Source organism: Ekhidna sp. (genome assembly GCF_965212185.1).
In the GTDB taxonomy this organism is placed as follows: Bacteria; Bacteroidota; Bacteroidia; order Cytophagales; family Cyclobacteriaceae; genus Ekhidna.
The window spans coordinates 4,209,333-4,228,676 of record NZ_OZ243102.1; the positions used below are offsets into that span (position 1 = coordinate 4,209,333).

Below are 19,344 nucleotides of genomic sequence, written 5' to 3' on the forward strand. Positions count from 1 at the left end.
TCAAAACTTAATATTTGGTATCGAATGAACAAAAAGTTCGATTTTGTTATTCTATTTCCCAACAAACAGACGTTAATCCTTAAATGAAATTAAATTTTAGAACTCTGGGAGAAGGAGATCCCCTCATTATCATGCACGGCGTTTTTGGGTCATCAGATAACTGGCAAACGCTTGGAAAAGTTTTTGCGGAATCGTTTAAAGTCTATTTGGTGGATCTCAGGAACCATGGTAATTCGCCTCACAGTGATGAATTTGATTATCATGTGATGGTGGAAGATATAGTTGAGCTAATGGACGATGAAGGAATTCAAGAGGCTCATATTCTTGGCCACTCAATGGGTGGTAAGGTGGCAATGCATCTGGCAACAAAATATTCTGACAGGGTTAACAGGCTAATTGTAGTTGACATTGCACCTAAGTACTACCCACCACATCATCAGCAGATTTTTGAAGGGTTTCATTCGGTGAATCTGGATAGCTTAGAAAACAGAAAAGATGCGGATGAGCAGATGTCCAAAGTAATAGCTAATGTGGGTGTACGTCAATTCATCCTAAAGAATCTGGATCGAAAAAAAGATGGAAGTTTTGAATGGAAGTTAAATGTGGATGCGATCGAGAGGGCAACTGAAAAAGTTGGAGAGGGCATTGAAGGTGATGTTGCATTTGACGGAACAACACTGTTTATAGCCGGTAGTAAGTCTGATTATATTTCAGAAAATGATCACGACCTAATTCGTGAGCATTTTCCAAAAGCAATAATATCTTCGGTAAAGGGGGCAGGTCATTGGGTACATGCTGAAAAGCCAACTGAACTAGGGGAAATGGTCATTGAATTTTTAAACACATGAGCCAAGGTAAACTTTTCCTAATCCCAACTTACTTATCATCGGATAATGATGCCTCATTTATGTCACCAATGGTGACAGAAGTGCTCAGAAATACCAAGTACTTCTTTGTTGAAAATGTGCGAACAGCAAGAAGGTTTATCAGCAGCTTAAAAGCTGGTATTACCATAGATGAGTTAGAATTTTATGTTTTGGACAAAAAATCAAACTGGGATCAGATGTATTCACTTTTCGAGCCGATACGGAATGGAAAGGACATGGGCATGATCTCAGAGGCAGGTGTTCCTTGCTTGGCTGACCCTGGTAATTTGGCGGTAAGCTTCGCGCATCAAACCCATATACAGGTAGTTCCAATGCCAGGCACTTCTTCCATTCAGATGGCGCTGATTGCTTCAGGATTTAATGGACAGAAATTTACCTTTCATGGCTATTTACCAATTGACAAGAGCCCAAGGCAGCAAAAAATTAGAGAACTGGAAAAGCTAAGTCAAAGCGGCTACACACAGCTTTTCATGGAAACCCCATACAGAAATCAACAGCTAATCAAGGATATTTTAAAAACATGTCGTCCGGATACATTGCTCAGTATCGCTGCAGAGATCTCTGGAACCAATGAAAAGATACTATCAGCACCCATTTCAAAATGGCAGAAGGCGGACATTCAAATACATAAAATTCCAACAATATTTAGTTTTGGACAATTCCCGTAACGTAGTTCAGCGAATCTTCTAAATTTGCCGACCAATTCAAACGATATATAGATGCCCTATTTATTTACTTCAGAATCCGTAAGTGAAGGACACCCGGATAAAATTGCTGATCAGATTTCCGATGCATTGTTGGATCATTTCCTTGCATTTGACCCAGACAGTAAGGTTGCATGTGAGACAATGGTAACTACAGGTTTAGTTGCTTTAGCTGGTGAAGTAAAGACAAGCGCATATATTGATGTGCAAAACATTGCCAGAGATGTCATCAACAGGATTGGATATACCAAAGGAGAATACATGTTTGATGGCAACTCATGTGGAGTCATTTCTGCCATCCACGAACAGTCTCCAGATATTAATCAGGGAGTCGATCGAGATACTGAAGATGAGCAAGGTGCGGGAGATCAGGGAATGATGTTTGGGTATGCCACTACCGAAACGGACAATTACATGCCACTGGCATTGAATATTTCCCACAGCATCTTAATGGAGCTTTCTGCTATCAGAAAAGAAGGGAAGGAGATGACTTACCTGCGTCCTGATGCTAAGTCGCAAGTCACCATCGAATATGATGACGATAATAGACCCGTTAGAATTGACGCGATTGTTGTTTCTACTCAGCACGATGACTTTGACAGTGAAGACAACATGCTTAAAAAAATTAAAGAGGATGTAATTAGTATCCTTATCCCACGAGTGATCAAGAAAATGAAGTCTGATAATCAGGCCCTTTTCAATGATCAGATCAAATATCATATCAACCCAACAGGAAAGTTTGTGATTGGTGGTCCACATGGAGATGCGGGTCTAACAGGTCGTAAAATCATCGTTGATACTTATGGTGGTAAAGGTGCTCATGGAGGAGGGGCATTCTCCGGAAAAGATCCTTCCAAAGTAGACAGGTCAGCTGCATACGCGACCAGACATATTGCAAAAAATTTGGTGGCAGCAGGAGTTGCCAATGAGGTTCTTGTACAAGTGTCATATGCGATTGGTGTAGCGGAACCGATGGGCATTTATGTAAATACTTACGGTACTGCAAATGTTGACATGAATGACGGTGAGATAGCTAAGATTGTGGAGAAGATCTTCGATATGCGACCGGCTTATATTATCAAACGATTAAAGCTTAAAGAACCAATTTATTCCGAGTCTGCTGCATATGGCCATATGGGTAGAGCCCCGGAGGTTAAGCAAGTAACTTTTACAGGTAATGGAGGAGAGGAGATTAAGAAAGTGGTTGAAACATTTACCTGGGAAAAATTGGATTACGTAGATCAGGTCAAAGAGGCCTTTGGACTATAAAAACATGGAGGAAGTTTTAAGTAACTGGCATGAAGTCGTTAAAAATCAGGATGCTAAGTTGCTTAAGTCGATGCTTGACAAGGGAGCAATCTTTCACTCCCCCATTCTATTCAAACCACAGACTGGACGTAAAAAAGTGATGGTCTATCTGCTTGCTGCAGCTAAAATGTTTGAAGGCTCAAATTTTCACTATGTGAAAGAAGTCATCAATGAGCGGGAAGCAGTTTTAGAATTCAATGCCGAAATAGACGGTATTCATATAGATGGTGTTGATATCATCACTATCAATGAAGAAGGGCTAATTACGGAATTTAAAGTCATGGTACGACCTTTGAAAGCCATCGAAAAAGTGGGAGAAAAAATGAGAGCATATCTTGAGGACTTGAGTCTGTGGGGTAAGCTTAAGTTAAAGCTGTAAAAGGTCCTGTCCTTGGCACAATTGAAAGAACCTTAAGGGTCATTCATCTAATTACCCTTTTCAATCCCTAAATGAGCGGGTATGTTTGCTACCCTAAAATTTTTAGAATGAAAAAGATAAATCCTTTCGTGCTCCTTTTTATGACTGTTTTCATGATCATCACAAGCTCATGTGATAAAAATGGAGATATCGTCTTATTCAGTATCAACAATGACATTTCTCTTGGACAGCAGGTAGCGGATGAAATTGCAAGTATGCCAGAGCAGTTTCCTATCCTGGATAGATCAGCCAACTTGGAAGCCTATACATATATTGAAAACATGATGAATTCCATTTTGGCCTCAAGAAGCGTATCGTATCGTACGGAATTTCCCTGGAAAGTGAACATCATTGACGATCCGGAAGTATTAAATGCTTTTGCTACCCCAGGAGGTCAAATATATGTTTATACCGGGTTGATTTTCTTTTTAGATAAGGAAGATGATCTGGCCGGTGTAATGGGTCATGAAATTGCACATGCAGATCAGCGACATAGTTCAAAACAATTACAAAGACAATATGGAGTAAGTGTTCTCTTAAGCATTATAAGCGGAGGAGACCCAGGCCTATTAACAGAAATTGCCACTTCATTGGGTACTTTAAAGTTTAGTCGGGACGCTGAAACTGAAGCAGATGATTTCTCCGTTCTTTATCTTGCTGATGTAGACGATTATGCGTGTAATGGAGCTGCAGCTTTTTTCCAAAAGCTTGAAGAAAGTAATGCATCTACTCCTCCTGAATTTTTAAGTACACACCCAAGCCCTGAAAACCGTGTGGCTGACATAAATGCGAAGGCAGCAGAAATAGGGTGTGATACAACTTTGGGTGATGATGCAGTATCTGACTATGAGGCATTTAAAGCTTCTCTGATCAATTAAGAGGATTTAGGAGGCATATGAAATGTCAAATCCAACAGGAAGGGAGCATTAAAATGCAAATAGAGGCGCAGGGAATTCAATAAAAGATGATCGCTACGCCTCTTTAAAATCATTCGTCTTTTAGTGCATCAATCGGATTTGCCCGAGCAACACTGATGGATTTATATCCAACTGTAAGGAAGGCAATGATCATACTTAGAAGAATTGCTACTATAAAAAACTTTGGACCTAGTGTTATTCTATAAGCGTAAGTATTGAGAAACGCACGCATAAGGTAATATGAGACAGGTGCAGAAATAAAGAATGCTACAGTTAACAACAGCACAAATTCTTTTGAAAAAATATTCCAAATCGCAATTTCAGATGCTCCCATTACTTTTCTTATTCCGATCTCCTTTGTCTTCTGATTAGCTATAAATGAGACCAGTCCGTAGAGTCCTAAAGCACCGATGAGGATGGCTATGATGACGAAGAGTCTAAATACTTTAGCTACACTTATCTCCAAAGCATACATAGCAGCCAATTGCTCATCATAAAAGTCAAAGTCAAACACGTGCTCCGGGAACTGAGCTACCCAAGTTTCCTCGATATGATTTAATGCATGCTTAAATTCAGAAAAACTGTTACCCTTCGGATGAAGTTTAATATTTCCCTGAAAGATATTCCAGGAGTAGTTGGCTAAAAACACGTTATCCATTTCTGCATGAAGGGAAGCAGAATGAAAATCTTTAACCACTCCTACTACGATCATTTCAAGAGATCCTCTTCCATATTTAATTCGTTCTCCTAGTGCATCATGCGGATCTTCAAATCCCAAAACTTTTGTCAGCTGCCGGTTTATTACCGCATAATTTCTAGGATCAGAGGCCTTAAAGGGCTCTCCTGCTAAGAACTCCATCTCGTATAGATCAAAATAATCTTCATCGACATTCTTCAAATTACCTGAAACATCCTGCCCTTCAATATTGGGATGAAAAATAGGATTGGTGGATCTCCATGAGGCCATCGGCCCTGAGGTACTGAAACTTACTTTAGATACTGACGAATGCGATAGTAGCCCACTTTTTAAGACATTTAAACGAGTGGAATCATTTTCAGGCAGGTCTACAACGACAATGGATTCATCGTTAAATCCTAAATCCTTGGTTTGAAAGAAATCCATTTGTGCCTTCAGGATTAGAATGCTGATAATAAGAATTTGTGAAATGGCAAATTGCATGACAACTAGTGCTTTTCGAAGCGAAAGAAATCCGGACGTATGTTTCACATTCAGACTATTTTTTATCGCCAGCACTGGATTCATTCGTGCAAGAATAAGGGAAGGGTAGATACCAGCAACGATGGTTACACCCAGGATTAGGCTTAATAAAAAATAGATGATTTGAACATCAGACATTAGATCGAGCTGCATCTCATATTTAAAAATGTCCGCTACTTCGCCCACAAGAAAAGATGCCAGGAAGAGGGCACAAATTGTTGCAAGAACAGTGATGAGAAATGTCTCACATAAGAATTGAATCATTAATTGACTCCTGCTGCTACCCATCGTTTTTCGAACGCCTACCTCTTTGGATCGCTTAACCGCCTGCGCAGTGGATAGGTTTATGAAATTGATACAAGCTGTAATGATTAAAAACAGACCAACTAATCCCAGTATCATCAATTCATTCTTTGTTGAAGTGATGCCTGCATACGTGCTTCTTACTTCCTCGCTATAGTGGAGGTCAGAAAATGGCTGAAGTTTATATGTCCTGTTCTTAGCGGCATGTTCCGGGAGATATTTATCAACAATGGTTTCCAGTTGCTTTTCAAAATCATTTGGATTTACTCCATTGTCAAGTAGGACGTAACAATTGGTTGCACTGTTGTATTCATCCCAATCCTGCCCTTTAAGGAACCAAGGGTTTGCAGCATCCTGATCCATGTAATGAAAGAAAACTTCGAAGGGGAAGTCAGAAGTAGTTGGTTCATCTTCTACCACTGCAGAAACGACGAGCGTTTTCTCATTTTCCAGGATTACTTCCCTTCCTATAGCTTCGTGTAAATTGAATGATGAGAGTCCAAAATACTTCTTGGCTTTTGATTCCGTTAAGATGACTTTCCCTGGCTCACTTAATGCATTTTTTTGATCTCCGACCAGAAAACGAAGCGTAAACATCTCTAGAAACTGAGGTTCTACAAAAGCCACACCCTTCTTTTCCTGAAAGCGCTGGATGTTACCCTCTCCATCCGGAATACCAATCAAACCGTCGCGATCATAAAAGGTCATGGCGGCATTGATCCCTGTGAAATCGTTTCTTAGAGCACCTGCCAAAGGGTGCGTTTGTGCACGGTAGAGTAACTTTCCTCGGGTGGTAATGTCCTCATTTAAGACGCGGTAGAGATTTTCATAATGCTGATGGTGCTTGTTGTAGCTATACTCGTAATCCAGGATTTTGTAGATGACAATTGCACAGGCAATGCCTAATGCAAGTCCGGAAATGTTCATCAAAGCGAATACCTTTTCTCGCTTAATGAAACGAATAGATGTAATGAAGTAATTTTTTAACATGCCGTAATTATTAAGTTTTTGAGTGCCGCTTAAAGGCTTAATGATGTCCTTTCTAAAAAATCGAATCACCGTCCAGGCGAATCTTCTTCTTGCTTTGCTTAGTCCATGTGTTTCAATGTCTTCTTCGAATTGTTCTTCCAGATCTCCAAGAATCGCTTCTTGTAATCGTGGATTACAATACCATTGAAAAAATCTGGCAAATAACCTAGGTGGCCTTGGAGTGTTCATGAAGAAAAGTTGAGTTGTGGAGCAAGTTTCCAGAGATTAGTCCTGGCATCTTTCATTTCCTGCAGCAGTACCTTACCTGCATTCGTGATTTTAAAAAAACGCTTTTTCCTGCCGCCGCGAGCTTTTGTGGCTCCACCCATGTACGATTCGAGGTATCCTTTTTCCTCCAGTCGATAAAGCGTGATGTGAACGGAGCTGAGGTTGACTTCACGGTTCTGATGCTCTTTAATCGCTTTGACAATCGTATTGCCGTATGCATCTTCTTCCTGAATCAAAACCATGGTGAGAATTAGCTCTTCAAACTCACCCAGAAAATTTGTTCTACCCATTATTATTGAATTTGTAAAACAAATATACGGATCATTTCTATTTAAGTTGTAAAAGAAATGGTTTTCACAGTTTTTTATGTAAATGGGATCTATCAATCAACATGACTGATCAAAGAGGTAAATTTGATTTAGAATGAAAGCAGCATCACTGGCAGATATAAAAAGAGAGTTGAAACAACGAACTCCAGAAGAGGTGCTGGCTATATGTTTACGCCTGGGCCGATTCAAAAAAGACAATAAAGAACTCCTAACCTACTTACTTTTTGAGGCTGGGGATGAGCTTGGTTATATAAAACTGCTGAAAGAGGATATTGATGACATGATGGAGGAGATCAATATGAGCCATCTTTACTATGTAAAAAAAGGGTTACAGAAAATTGTTCGTTCACTCAATAAGTCATTAAGATATTCGGGTCAAAAACAAACAGAAGTGGAGGTTCGACTGTATTTGTGTCGATGTATAAAAGACTCGGGTATTGCTATCAATAGGCACCCAACCATCAAAAACCTATATCATAGGGAAATCACACGTATAAAAAAAGCACTTACAAGCCTTCATGAGGACCTGCAGGCCGACTATCAATACGAGTTGGAAAAGCTTTAAGAATTCCTCAAAACTTTCATTCTAACCCTGACAGGTTTTTGAAACCTCTTAGGGTTCTATTTATTCATCCCGAAGTGACTCTACCGGATTGGCGTTTGCCGCTTTTAGAGTTTGAGATCCCACCGTAATCCAGGCAATTAGGATAGCCGTGAGAGCTGCTATTGCAAATGACCACCATGAGAGTGATACACTTTCAGCATAACTTTCTAACCACCTTAAGCCTAAATAATAGCTGATGGGAATCGCGATTAATATCGCCAAAATGACTGCTTTTGTAAAATCATATGTCATCGAAACGGCTAGCTTCCAGCTCTCACAACCAAGTACCTTCTTGATCCCTATTTCCTTGACTTTTCGCTGGACCTGGAAAATGGTAAGGCCGAATAAACCCATACAGGAAATCACAATCGCTAAACCAGAAAATATGCTGGATAGGTTGGCAACTCTCATTTCAGAATCATACATAGCCTGATAATCCTGATCAATAAATTTTGGCTCAAACGGATAACCAGGATTGAATTTTTCATAAAGTGATTCTAGTTGTTCTATGGTTTGAAGTTCTTTACCACTTTCAATTTTCACCATCACATAGTGTGAACGTTCCGGTCGGTAGAAGAACATAGCAGGCTCCATGGGGTTGTGTAGTGATTCGGTTGTAAAGTCCTTTACAATACCAATGATTTCTTTCTTTCCAGTGTAATGCTCGACCGTTTTACCAATGGGATCTTCAAGTCCCATCATCCGAATGGCGGTTTCATTGAATATGACACTTTCTTTTTCATTGTTAAACTCTTCCCTGAAGGTTCTACCGGCTACCAATTCCAATCCTAGGATATCTACGGAATTTGCATCTCCATTATTTTCCCAAACATTAACTTGTTGATCCTCTCCTTTGCCGACCCAGTTTAAACCGCCGGTTCGGTTTTGCATATTTGGGCTCACTGAAAAACCTGTTTCCGATACTTGTAACACGCCAGGAATGTTTTCGAGCTCCGATAGGAACGCTTGACCATTTTCAAAAAGCTGTCCTTCTCTTAAAAAGTAAAGGAGGTTGTCTCTATCATATCCCAGATTTTTGTTGAGTGCAAAATCCATTTGCCTGCTCACAATCAAAGTTCCAACAATAAGCAGGATGGATAGAGAAAATTGAACCAGCACCAATGCTTGTCTGCCCCAAGTGCGTTGGTTGCCGGAAAAATTTGCTTTAAGCGCTGAAATAACCTCCATCCGCGATAAATGAAAGGCAGGATACAATCCTGCAATAATTCCAATAAGGGGAATAAACAGCAGGAAGTAGCCAATCATTTGAAGATCTAGAGTGAGTTGTTTTCCGGTAAGTTGATTAAAGGGTTCCAATAGGGCTACAACCAATATTGTGGCAGTAATCGTTGCAAGAGTTGAAAGCAAAAGTGACTCAAAGAAGAACTGGAATGCCAACTTCCCTTTCGTTGCACCAAAAGATTTCTTAACCCCTATTTCCTTTGTTTTTAGTGAAGCAAAAGCAGTAGATAAGTTGATGAAATTGATACATGCAATGAGTAAGATGAAGGCAGCAACAATAATGGTAAGCTTAACATATTCGATTCTACCTCCGGCTTGTTCACCGTTTTCGTACTTTCCGTGTAGGTAGCGATCTGCATAGCCCGTAAGGAATAGTTCTACACGTTCATTTGCTTGGTTGGCCTGAAAAATGGTATTCAATTTTTCTTCCACTAAACTTTTTTGATTCAGTTCATCCAGCTTTACTAAAACTCTACCATAAAAATTACCCCAGCCTTTATAGTTGATGAGTTCGTCATGATAAAAGGTCCATGGCAGAATAAATTCGAAAGGCTCTGAAGTAGCAAGGGTAACATCCTCTAATATTCCTGCAATCTGAAAGGTTTTTTCGGTGCTCCAGAAATGCCAGTTTAGGGCTTCTCCTACAACATCTTCTTTTCCAAACATCTTAGTGGCTAAGGATTTTGTAATAAGAATATTGGAAGGATCTGATAGCGCATTGATGTTACCTTCAGAGAGCGGGTAGTCAAGGATTTTTAAGTAGTCAGCATCTGCAAAACGGCCTCTTACTTTAAATCCTTTTTCCTCAACGCTTAGGGTATATTCATGCACATCGGAAGAAACTGCTGAGGCGCTAACCTGTGGAATCTGAGCTTCAATTTCTGGTTCAATAAGCCCACTTACACCTCTGGAGACACTAATCCCGTTCACGTTGGTGAACTTGGAATACACCTGGAATAGGTTATCGGAATCAGCATGAAATCGGTCTTTGTTTAGTTCGTCAGAGACCCAAAGAACACTGAACAAAACACACGTTAAACTTGCAACAAGACCGATAAGATTGATTCCAAAGACCGTCTTATGTTTTTTGAATCCGCGAAGTGAAATGAGTAGGTTGTGTTTAAACATGCCGTAATAGTTGAGTTTTTTTGTCCCTTCAAAATTTCGGGTGATCCCCGGCCTGAAAAGCCTGAGCACATCGAGTGTGAGCAGCCAGCTGGCTGATCGCTTTTCGTTAGTCCTTTTTTCAAAACGCTCCAACAGATCACCTTCAATATCTTCCACATAGTCCGGGTGGCAGAACCAGCGGAAAAAGCGAAGGGGATATTTTGGGGGTTGTTTCATTAGTTTCGTTTAATCCTGACAGGTTTCAGAAACCTGTCAGGATTTTCAGTTTATTCATCCCTCAATGATTCAACAGGGTTGGCTAGAGCTGCATTAACCGTCTTAAAACTCATAGTTACAAATGCCACAATGAGCGTAATGACTGCTGAGATAGTAAACACTTCATAACCTAGTGGTATGCGATAAGCAAAGCCATCCAGCCAATTATTCATCAGGAACCATGAAAGCGGAATAGCAATGACCAGCGCTACGATGTACAACCTGATAAAGTCCTTGGAAAGCAGGGCAATTATTCGTCCGGTGGAAGCTCCCAGTACTTTTCTTACACCAATTTCCTTGTTGCGCTGAGCTGTACTGTAGATGGTCAAACCGAATAGACCCAGACAGGCGACAAATATGGCTAAGGCGGAGAACACCGAAAAAATCATCCCAAACCGTTCATCAGACTCATATTGAGCTTCAAAATTTTGATCAGCGAATCGGGTATCAAAAGGACGGTGTGGAACCATTTCTGTCCAAATGTTTTCAAGTTCTGACAATGTTTTGGAATAATCCTGGCTGTTTAGTTTAAGGGAGACAGCTGAAACATTGAACTGTGTCCCGAATCGAATGGAGAGTGGTTCAACTTCTTCATGAAGAGAGACATAGTTGAAGTCTTCCACCACACCAATCACTTTGCCTTCTCTTCCCCACTGTTCAAAAGACTGACCAATGATGTTTTGTGGATTTGGATACCCAAAAAGTTTGGCGGCTGATTCATTTAAGATCAGGGCATTGGCAGAGTCCAATGGAAAGTCATCCGAAAAGTTTCTTCCTGCCACCATGGTCATCTGATAGGTAGGGATAAAATCTTCATCTACTTCATAAATAGCAGGGCCTTTATAGGTGATTTCGCCAGTTTTAGGATCCGCTACTCCTGTACCTGCATTGGGGAAGAAGTCACCCGGGGTGGCCCTGGAAATGGAGACCAACTCTACGTCTTTATGATTTAAAAATTGTTGTTTTATATACTCCCGCTTTCGCTGCACTTCACCATCATAACCAAAATCAATAACGAGTACTTGTTCGGAGTTAAAACCTAAATCCTGTTTTTGGAGGAAATCGAGTTGCGAGGAAACCACGGCGGCTCCCGCCAATAAAATGATGGACAAAGCAAACTGCAGAACAACCAATGCTTTTCTGAGCCAGACACCCTTGGATGAGGACTTGAAGGCGCCTTTCAGTACCGTAATTGGCTTGAAGGTGGAAAGCACAAATGCCGGATAGCTACCAGCCACAATTCCGATTATTAGAATTGCACATATAGCGATTGCCACATTTTTCATGCTAAATAGCCATTCGATTGGTAATGTTTTTCCAGAAATCTGTTCAAGCAAAGAGTGCCCTAAAAACACTAAAATGGAAGCCATCATAGAGGCTATGAAAGTTACAAGAATAGCCTCTACTAAAAATTGATAAATCAACGCGCTACGATGAGAACCTATGGTCTTTCTGATGGCTACTTCCTTCGCACGCTCTACCGATCGGGCGGTTGAGAGATTCATGAAGTTGATACAGGCAATCAGTAAGATGAAAATGGCTACCGATGTGAAAATGTAGATATTTCCCATACTACCTACAGGCCCAGGCTGACGTCCCGCATCCGAGTGAAGATAAGCGTCTGAAAGAGGTTCAAATTCGATGTGATAGTTAAAGTCATTTGGGAAATTGGCCGCCAAAAACTCGGGTACTTTTTCCTGAAGTTGCTCAATACTTGTGCCTGGCTTAAGGGTGAAGTAGGTGTAAAAATCCACATAACCCCATGAATCGAAAATTTGCGGCCGTGAATTTCGAAAGGTGCTCATGGAGATGAGGGCATTGAAAGAGAAATGGGAATTGGTGGGCACTTCCACAACACAAGTTACTTCGTAAGGGTCTTGATTGTCCATGATAATGGACTTTCCAATGGGATTTTCTTTACCAAAGTATTTCTCGGCTAATCTCTGAGTTAAGACCACCGTATTTGGTCTCTCAAGGGCAGTTTTAGGATTCCCTGCGATTACTTTCCAGTCGAAGATGTCTAATGCGGTGGAGTCAGCAAAAAGAACATCTGACTCTGAATAGGTGATCGAATTGTAGGAAAAAAGCCACGGCGCATCACTGGTAAAACGAAAAACCTTGTCTACTTCAGGAAAAAATTGCTGCATGGCAGGTGCAACCGGTGCATTTCCCCATACCTGGTATTCATTCGTAGGAAGGGATGAATAATCAGGAGCTTCACCTTGCTCGCCGTAGTAATGAATCACCCGATAAGTATTTTCATACTTGCTATTGTACGTGTCATAGGATAGCTCATTATTTACGTAAATCAGAATCAGGATGCAGCTGGCAATGCCGACACTTAGTCCGGAAATATTCAAAAATGAGAATGTCTTGTTACGTAGTATGTTTCGCATACTCACTTTGTAGTAGTTAGAGATCATGTCGTAGTTATTTAGTTTTTGACCGCTTTTGACTGGTCTGATTATACCCGGACGAAAGAGTTTTAGTACGTCCAGAGTAAATAGCCATTTCGGAGCTTTATTTTCGTTAGTCCTTTTTTTAAATCGTTCCAAAAGATCACCTTCTATGTCTTCCACATAGTCCGGGTGGCAGAACCAACGAAAGAAGCGTAGGGGATATTTGGGTGGTGTTTTCATAAATCAGTTGGAAACCTCCAAGGTTTTAAAAACTTTGGAGGTTTTATTAAACTTCACCACAAACTCAGGTACAGCATTCCATAGTCCAAGTCGCTGTTCCTTAGTTTCTTGCAGAATGTTCTTCCCTGCCGATGTGAGATGGAAGAATCGTTTTCGTTTACCTCCACGTACGGCAGTAGCTTCTCCCATTTCAGAAGAGAGATAGCCTTTTTTCTCGAGCCTTCGAAGTACCGTTTGTAATGCACCGATACTCACCTTTCGGTTGAGGCGCTTTTCCATTTCTTCGATGATGGCAAATCCGTACGCTTCATTGGTAAGTATGGCCACCGTCAGCATGACTACTTCTTCAAATTCTCCCAGTTGATGTTTTCCCATGATCTTTACATTTTTACCTCAAATGTAGTAATTATAAATACCTTATACCTTAATTGTAGTTTTAATGTTTCATTATCAATTTCAATTTTTGAATGTAGTCTAGCTTACCTTTTAGCCAAAAATGATTTTAATGAGCTACAGGAGGCGTTTTTTATCGGCTACTTTTGAAGAAAATTTTTTATGAAATATCTCACTATTCTATCACTGTCAGTGTTGATAGCATGCCAGCCGAACAACCAAAAAGACATTCCTGAAGAAGCTGTTCAGGCAGAATCGATCTATAATGAGCCGGGACACCACTCCGAATCACTCACCAAAGTGATGCATGCTCACGGAGGTTATGAGCAATGGTCCAAAATGAAATCACTTTCGTACATGAAGGGAGAGGAGTCCACCATCACCAACCTGCAGAACAGAAAAATTCGTTTGGAATCACCCAAACAAACCATTGGTTTTGATGGCGAGGTAGTTTGGGTTACTCCAGACACGATAGATGCCAGTAGAGCTAGGTTTTATCATAATCTATACTTCTATTTCTATGCAATGCCATTCGTCGTAGGAGATCCGGGAGCATTTTACGAAGATGTAGAACCTCGTGAGCTTTCAGGTAAAACGTACAATGGAATCAAAATTTCTTACGGGGAAAATATTGGAGATGCCCCAGATGATAATTATATCTTATGGTATGATCCTGAGACCAACAAAATGGAATGGCTCATGTACACAGTGACGTATCGAAGTGGAGAACCTAGCAATACGTATAAGTTGATAAAATACGATCAGTGGGCAGAGGTTAATGGGCTGCTCTTGCCTACTGCCATTCAATGGCATCAGTTTAAAGATGATTCAGTAGGTGAGATGAGTAACAAGGTGCGTTTTGAAGACATTAAAATTACTGAAGAAGTACCCTCTGATAGTTTATTTGTAATGCCAGTGGATGCTCAGATTGCGCCATTAAATGTTGGGAAAGGGTAATTCTTTATTCTATGGGGGTATCATGGAAGCCCGCTCTAAGCCAGCGGTTTCCATCATAAACCCAAAAATTGGATACTCTAAATTTCTTACTGAATCGTGTACTATCTTCAATTCCAGACGAGGAGATAAGAGCTGTGACTATGGCAGCATCATTGTGCATTTCAATCGATAGCTCATCCATCTCATAAGATTCAATGATAAGGGTGCCTTCGCTGATTTTTGTGTAACGGTCATTCATATAACCCAACCATGTTTCTTTACCGAATGATTTCCATGAAGCGTTCGTATGCATATAGTTTTGAGTAATCATTGACGATAACCTTTCAACATCGCCAATCTTATAAGCCTGGTTGAATTCTTCAATGGTCAATTTTAACTCTTCCTCAGAAGGAACGTTTTGAAAAGAACAGCGAATTGACAGGATTAAAAAAATTATAACCAGTTTATTCATTTTATCTTTGGAGATTATCACCCATTATTCATGAAGCATTTATACCTCATAATCATATTTTTTGTTGCCCTAAATTATTCCTCACATGCTCAAGAGGGTCCATCGCCTTTGGATGATTTACCTGATTATATCACACAAGTGACGCACTTTGGTCAACGAGCAGACTGGTCTCATGATGGTGAGCGCATTCTTTTCATTGAAAAAACATTTGGAGACGTATTTGAGGTGGAAGTAGCAACAGGGAAGATTACCCCGATGACGCATCACTTCTTTCATGAGGGATTCGTACGAGCACTCTATCTGGCCAATGGAGATATACTGCTGTCCGGGGCAAAAAACTTTAATTCCGAAGATCCATGGAAAAGCAGAGATGCAAGAAACACGGAGCTATGGGTGTTAAAGAAAGATTTGAAATCACCACCTGTGGCTTTGGGTGTACATTGTAAAGAAGGTCCTGCCGTTTCAAGAAAGAAAATGAATATCGCGTGGGCATTAGGTTCTACCATTTATATAGGTGAAATTGACTATGAGAATGAAAAACCGAAATTGAAAAATTGGAAGCCTCTTTTCACTTCAGGAAGTCTTCCATCTCCAGCTAAGGGTTGGGATTTAGAAACTCAGAACTTCAATCCCACGAATGAAAATGAGTTGTTCTTTTATGCCTTTGGAGGGCAGTTTGGATATCAGGCAGAAGTACTTGGCTACAATATTGAGGAAAAGAAGTTTACGAACTATTCAAATAGCAAAGAGACATACGATGAAGCAGAAGGAATTTTTCCAAATGGGTTTGAAATGCTCATCGAGAGTAATAGACACAGAGTCAATTACAAGGGGATGAAAGAATTTCTGACACTTGATATTTACAAGCTCAAACTTGATGAGACCGGAGATGTTGAGCGAATCACGTATTTCAATGAAAATCCTGAGTATAAAGCATCGAATCCGGTAGTAAGCGATGATGGCAGGTATATGGCTTTTCAATATGCACATGCTGAAGATCCTGCAGGAAAGGGAAGAGGTATACTTGTGATGGATTTGAAGGCTTGGGAAAAGAAAAAGGGAAAGCGGTAAGCTCTCCCTTTTTCTTTTGCACTGCTTATGATTACTCACCGATCATCACAAATGCCCCCCAGTAGTACGGCTTGTTATACTTTTCTCTCAACTTTTTCTGAGCGGTATTAAAGGCCAATTGTTTGTCTCCGTGTGACAGCCACTCTTGATAAAAAGTAGTCATTAGCTCTTGAGTTGCATCATCATCCACGGTCCACATAGACATGATGATCGCATCAGCACCCGCGATCTGAAAGGCACGTTGCAATCCATATACACCTTCACCATTCTTAATTTCTCCGAGACCGGTCTCACAGGCAGAAAGTACCACCACATCTGTTTTGTCTAGGTTCATATTCATTGCTTCAAATGCGGTGAGAATCCCATCATTCCCATCTGCCTCATCAATTGTTCCGGTCTGAATGAAGTCGTTGGCACCTGCTAGAATGAGGCCAGATCTTAGCAAAGGGTTTTGAACATATGCATCATCAGATTGTGCATCAGAATCCTGCTCAAGAAAAAACCCATGAGTTGCAATGTGGAGAATATTCGGATTATTAACACCTTTTACTGTTCCTTCGAGTGCGGCATCCAGAAAATAGGTATCTCTCTTTCTGTCGTTAGCAGCATATAAGCTATCAATAAGTTCTACTTCTTTTTTGGTGCCCGGAAGCATTCCTAGACCATTAAACGACTGCATGTATCTAACTAAGTTTCCACGCACTCCTCTAGGGATACTTCTAGATAGTTCCTCTTTACTCGTCTTGCCACGAGAGCCTCTTGCACCTCTAACACCTCTAACACCACGATCTTCTGAATCTCCCGATAAATTGGATCCCATCGAGTATTGAGGATAGCCAAAGAAGACACTTCTTCCACCGTCTTCAAATGGCTGACTTTCAGCTAACAAGTCTTTGGTGTTAGTTACCAGTGCCAGGTTAATTTCATTCAAAAGATAATCTTTGGTTCCGGGATTCTGAAGTGTATAAATACTGATCTGATTATACACCCCGTCAGGGGCAAAATAGATTTTCTTGATTCCCTCAAGTCTTCGCGCGATTGGTTGCCAGAACAATCGGTAACTGTAGTTTTCTGATATTTTATACTTAATGGCATTTCGATAATTGGCAAGGAACTTCTTTTCCATCTGAGCCCCGTTACGAAGGGTGATCATCTCGGGATGATCCTGGGTATCGTGACGCACAATCATTGCCGCGTAGAACACTTCATCCGTGAAAACTCCCGACGAATCGGTTGAAAAGCTTTTATACCTGACCATCTCAACAGCGGCCTCTCCGGGTTTTAAGATATCCCGGATATCTTGCCACGAAACAGATTTATTAGCAAAGTTTTCTCCAAATGCTTGTGATGATTTACTAAGCTCCTCTTCCAGGGCATTAGAGGCTGCAGTCAATGAATCAATTTTCATATTGCGTACACTGATTTCAATATCCGTGGCGCTGAATAGCTTGGCAAGCTGTTCTTTCTGGCTGATCCACTCTTCAAACATGCTAATTAATTCTTCATTGCCACTGGCGAGAATGCTCTCTCGTACCTTCGAAGTAGCATACATGATTAGCCCTTTAAGTGCTAGTTGGTAATCATAGATTTCTCCCAGAAGCTCTTTATCTTCTCTGGATGTCTCTTCGATGAATGAAACGTATTGCTCAAAAGCAGGACGCAGGTTGGTATAATAAAAGGTTGCTTTTTCCTCTTCGGTCAGCACCGGGAAAAAAGTGTTGATCTGTCTGAAATAGTTTGCAAATGTCTCTTTATAGAATTTTAAGGCTTCTTCATTATTGCCTTGTTTCCAATTAATTATGGCGAGTTGATTGGCACTACGAGCAAAATATGGATGTTGCTCTCCCAGGCTCTTTTTTCTGATTTCGTATGCTCTTTTGGCTAATGGAATGGCCTTTTCAACGTCTTCATATCCTAAATATGCGTTTGACAGGTTAAAATAAGGGAAGGCAGTTTCCGGGTGATCTTTTCCTAAAGTGGATTCATAGGTTTCAATCGCTTTTTTACCATATTCAATAGCATCATCAATTTGTCCTCTTTTTGAATTTAGAAGTGAAAGATTGTTTTGAACTCTACCGTAATCGATGCTTTCTTTTCCAGCACTGACTTCAAAAACCCCCATAGCCTCCAGGTGAAGCTGTTCCGACTCGGCATATTGTCCATCATATAAAAGAGTAAGACCAAGATTTAGTAAGCTCAAACCATAAGTGAAGGATTCCTCACCATAATACTCCTTGTCCTGTTCTAATATTTTACGTTGAAGTTCAGTTGCTCGTTCATAGTCTCCCAAGTTGAAGTATACTATTGCCAGGTTGTTTTCCAACCCTGCAATCACATCTTCAATCTCCCCTTGCATCCTATTTGCAAGGTCTATTGACTCTTGAAAAATCTCTTCAGCCTCAGGTAACTTACCTTTATCCATATATAATACACCGAGACTATTCAGTGTGGATATATATTCGAATGTTGCATCTAATCCATTTTTTTCAAAGACTTCAAGCCCACGCAACAGATTTCTTTCTGCCTTTTTAAAAGAGCCTTCAATCGCATAAACATCTCCGACCCATTTATAAGAGACCCCTTCTTCAACGCTGTTTTTAGATACTTCCTTTTTAATTTCTTCTGCTACCTCAAGCCCTTTTTTGACCTGCTCTGTTTGAAGATAGAGTTCCACAAGTGCTCGGGATGAATCAAAATACTCTGGGCTGCCCTCACCAAATGCTTTTGCATCTGATTCCCTGATTGAGATTAAAAATTCTTCCGCTGCACCATAATAACCTAGTTCGGTCTGTAAAGTGGCCATGTTGTACAGAAGGTCTTTGTTGTCTCCATTTGGATCAATTTTCTTTCGTAGATCTAATTCTAATTGGTAAAAGTCTAACGCTTTTTGAAAATCACCCAGCTCATAGTCATAGGCTTCTGCCAGATAGCTATAGATGTTAGCAGCGACTGTATCTTCTTTACTTAGAAATGTTTCTTTAGCTACCTCCTCATTATCCAAAATGGTGGCATAATCATAGTCCAGATAGGCATCATCCAGCTTGTAATACAGCTTCTCAGCTTTTTTACTTTCAAAAGCAAACTGGGCAAAAATAGAAGTACTGAGGAGCAGGGAGAGTGCAGTATATAGCAGTTTCATGGTAGTGTGTTTTCAACAAATAAAACAAGTGCAAGGAGAATTGAAAAATTACGCCTTGAAATAAAGACTAAAGATAATGCATCTCAATGCTTCAAAGAGTGTGGTTCATGGAATGAAGCAGAA

Annotated in this window: 15 protein-coding genes; 8 read left to right on the plus strand and 7 right to left on the minus strand. The window is 40.4% G+C overall.

Annotated elements, in window-relative coordinates; all coding sequences use genetic code 11:
- Positions 1-83: 83 nt before the first annotated feature.
- The 5 genes from ACOMC3_RS18510 (at position 84) to ACOMC3_RS18530 (ending at position 4,195) form a co-directional block, all read left to right on the plus strand.
- A complete protein-coding gene (locus ACOMC3_RS18510) occupies positions 84-848 on the plus strand; it encodes an alpha/beta fold hydrolase (protein WP_420317378.1) in 765 nt (254 codons plus the stop codon).
- The gene (locus tag ACOMC3_RS18515; protein ID WP_420317379.1) at positions 845-1,555 is read left to right on the plus strand and encodes an SAM-dependent methyltransferase; all 711 of its coding nucleotides are present in this window, start codon (positions 845-847) and stop codon (positions 1,553-1,555) included. Before ACOMC3_RS18510 ends, ACOMC3_RS18515 begins: the two co-directional genes overlap by 4 nt.
- Positions 1,556-1,606: 51 nt before the next feature.
- The gene (gene metK / locus ACOMC3_RS18520; RefSeq protein ID WP_420317380.1) at positions 1,607-2,860 is read left to right on the plus strand and encodes a methionine adenosyltransferase; all 1,254 of its coding nucleotides are present in this window, start codon (positions 1,607-1,609) and stop codon (positions 2,858-2,860) included.
- A 4-nt stretch (positions 2,861-2,864) separates the two neighbouring features.
- Positions 2,865-3,278: a nuclear transport factor 2 family protein gene (locus tag ACOMC3_RS18525; RefSeq protein ID WP_420317381.1), complete on the plus strand. Its 414-nt coding sequence runs from the start codon at positions 2,865-2,867 to the stop codon at positions 3,276-3,278.
- Between the two features lie 107 nt (positions 3,279-3,385).
- The gene (locus tag ACOMC3_RS18530) at positions 3,386-4,195 is read left to right on the plus strand and encodes a M48 family metalloprotease (RefSeq protein WP_420317382.1); all 810 of its coding nucleotides are present in this window, start codon (positions 3,386-3,388) and stop codon (positions 4,193-4,195) included.
- Positions 4,196-4,304: 109 nt separating this feature from the next.
- Here ACOMC3_RS18530 and ACOMC3_RS18535 read toward each other — a convergent pair whose 3' ends face one another.
- Entirely contained in the window at positions 4,305-6,974 is a 2,670-nt protein-coding gene (locus tag ACOMC3_RS18535; RefSeq protein ID WP_420317383.1) for an FtsX-like permease family protein, read from the minus strand.
- On the minus strand, positions 6,971-7,303 hold the full coding sequence (locus ACOMC3_RS18540) for a PadR family transcriptional regulator (RefSeq protein WP_420317384.1): 333 nt from the start codon (positions 7,301-7,303) through the stop codon (positions 6,971-6,973). Before ACOMC3_RS18540 ends, ACOMC3_RS18535 begins: the two co-directional genes overlap by 4 nt.
- 133 nt (positions 7,304-7,436) lie before the next feature.
- Here ACOMC3_RS18540 and ACOMC3_RS18545 point away from each other — a divergent pair, with 133 nt between their 5' ends.
- Complete coding sequence (locus tag ACOMC3_RS18545; protein WP_420317385.1) at positions 7,437-7,907, plus strand: hypothetical protein; 471 nt, start codon at positions 7,437-7,439, stop codon at positions 7,905-7,907.
- 60 nt (positions 7,908-7,967) lie between these two features.
- Here ACOMC3_RS18545 and ACOMC3_RS18550 read toward each other — a convergent pair whose 3' ends face one another.
- From ACOMC3_RS18550 to ACOMC3_RS18560, 3 genes are read right to left on the minus strand one after another with little or no spacing between them, the layout of a single operon-like run.
- The gene (locus tag ACOMC3_RS18550; RefSeq protein WP_420317386.1) at positions 7,968-10,532 is read right to left on the minus strand and encodes an ABC transporter permease; all 2,565 of its coding nucleotides are present in this window, start codon (positions 10,530-10,532) and stop codon (positions 7,968-7,970) included.
- A gap of 50 nt (positions 10,533-10,582) precedes the next feature.
- Entirely contained in the window at positions 10,583-13,210 is a 2,628-nt protein-coding gene (locus tag ACOMC3_RS18555; RefSeq protein WP_420317387.1) for an ABC transporter permease, read from the minus strand.
- Between the two features lie 3 nt (positions 13,211-13,213).
- A complete protein-coding gene (locus tag ACOMC3_RS18560; protein ID WP_420317388.1) occupies positions 13,214-13,585 on the minus strand; it encodes a PadR family transcriptional regulator in 372 nt (123 codons plus the stop codon).
- 180 nt (positions 13,586-13,765) lie between these two features.
- Here ACOMC3_RS18560 and ACOMC3_RS18565 point away from each other — a divergent pair, with 180 nt between their 5' ends.
- The gene (locus ACOMC3_RS18565; RefSeq protein WP_420317389.1) at positions 13,766-14,560 is read left to right on the plus strand and encodes a DUF6503 family protein; all 795 of its coding nucleotides are present in this window, start codon (positions 13,766-13,768) and stop codon (positions 14,558-14,560) included.
- A 4-nt stretch (positions 14,561-14,564) separates the two neighbouring features.
- Here ACOMC3_RS18565 and ACOMC3_RS18570 read toward each other — a convergent pair whose 3' ends face one another.
- On the minus strand, positions 14,565-15,011 hold the full coding sequence (locus tag ACOMC3_RS18570; RefSeq protein WP_420317390.1) for a nuclear transport factor 2 family protein: 447 nt from the start codon (positions 15,009-15,011) through the stop codon (positions 14,565-14,567).
- 30 nt (positions 15,012-15,041) lie between these two features.
- Here ACOMC3_RS18570 and ACOMC3_RS18575 point away from each other — a divergent pair, with 30 nt between their 5' ends.
- The gene (locus tag ACOMC3_RS18575; RefSeq protein ID WP_420317391.1) at positions 15,042-16,082 is read left to right on the plus strand and encodes a hypothetical protein; all 1,041 of its coding nucleotides are present in this window, start codon (positions 15,042-15,044) and stop codon (positions 16,080-16,082) included.
- A 31-nt stretch (positions 16,083-16,113) separates the two neighbouring features.
- Here the strand turns inward: ACOMC3_RS18575 and ACOMC3_RS18580 are convergent, their stop codons facing one another.
- On the minus strand, positions 16,114-19,221 hold the full coding sequence (locus ACOMC3_RS18580; protein ID WP_420317392.1) for a CHAT domain-containing protein: 3,108 nt from the start codon (positions 19,219-19,221) through the stop codon (positions 16,114-16,116).
- Positions 19,222-19,344 lie beyond the last annotated feature (123 nt).